Annotated in this window: 1 pseudogene; it reads left to right on the forward strand. The window is 67.8% G+C overall.

Going from position 1 to position 600, the window contains the following annotated elements:
* A pseudogene (locus LC490_RS24635) lies at window positions 1–600 on the forward strand (hypothetical protein); the annotation flags it as partial.

Here is a 600-nt window from a genome sequence, read left to right on the forward strand (position 1 = left end):
GCAGCGGCACGGTGTCGGTGGGCGACGTGCTGACCTATACGGTGACGGTGACCAACACCAGCGCCAGCGGCAACCTGACCAACGTGGTGGTGAACGACAGCAAGATCACCCCGAGCACGACGACCTGTGCCTCGGTGGCGCCGGGTGCGACCTGCGTGTTGACCGGTACCTACACGGTGACCGCGGCCGACGTGACCGCCGGCAACGTGGTGAACACCGCGACCTCGACCAGCGCGATCTGCCCGGTGGGCAGCACCGATCCGGCCTGCACGACGACGGTGACCACGCCGGTGACGGCGCTGAGCCAGACGATCGCCAAGACCATGACCAATGCCGATAACGACGGCAGCGGCACGGTGTCGGTGGGCGACGTGCTGACCTACACGGTGACGGTGACCAACACCAGCGCCAGCGGCAACCTGACCAACGTGGTGGTGAACGACAGCAAGATCACCCCGAGCACGACGACCTGTGCCTCGGTGGCGCCGGGTGCGACCTGCGTGTTGACGGGCACCTACACGGTGACCGCGGCCGACGTGACCGCCGGCAACGTGGTGAACACCGCGACTTCGACCAGCCCGGTCTGCCCGGTGGGCAGCA

It is taken from the genome of Lysobacter sp. ESA13C (assembly GCF_019970005.1).
GTDB classification, from domain to species: Bacteria; Pseudomonadota; Gammaproteobacteria; order Xanthomonadales; family Xanthomonadaceae; genus Lysobacter; species Lysobacter antibioticus_B.